General features: G+C 71.4%; 1 pseudogene. It reads left to right on the forward strand.

Annotation, left to right across the window (positions count from 1 at the left end):
- Positions 1-160 precede the first annotated feature (160 nt).
- Positions 161-381 (forward strand): annotated as a pseudogene (locus I6F37_RS45020) (hypothetical protein); the annotation flags it as partial.

Consider the following 381-nt stretch of genomic DNA (forward strand, 5'->3'; position numbering starts at 1 on the left):
GCCACGCCTCGCGCCAGCGGACCATCACCCGCCGCACGGTACCCACCCACGGGGCGTGTGACCGGCCACACCGTGCCCTCGGACCATGGCCCTCGTGGGGTGTCTTCCGCTAGAACTGCTCCAGGACCTCCGACGCAGGGGGGTCGAAGGGAGCGTTCCCGTGTCTGCACCAGCCGAGCCGATTCCCGCCGAACCCGGCCTCAAGGCCGACTCGACCGGCTTCGTCGACGCGCTCGTCATCGGCCTCAACGCCACCTCGCCCGCCTACTCGCTGGCCGCCGTCATCGGGGCGATCGCCGCCCTCGTGGGGGTCTACGCGCCGGGGGTGCTGCTGGCGTCCTTCGTGCCGATGGCCCTGATCGCCTCGGCCTTCCTCTATCT

It is taken from the genome of Bradyrhizobium sp. NBAIM08 (assembly GCF_020193935.1).
Taxonomy (GTDB): domain Bacteria; phylum Pseudomonadota; class Alphaproteobacteria; order Rhizobiales; family Xanthobacteraceae; genus Bradyrhizobium; species Bradyrhizobium yuanmingense.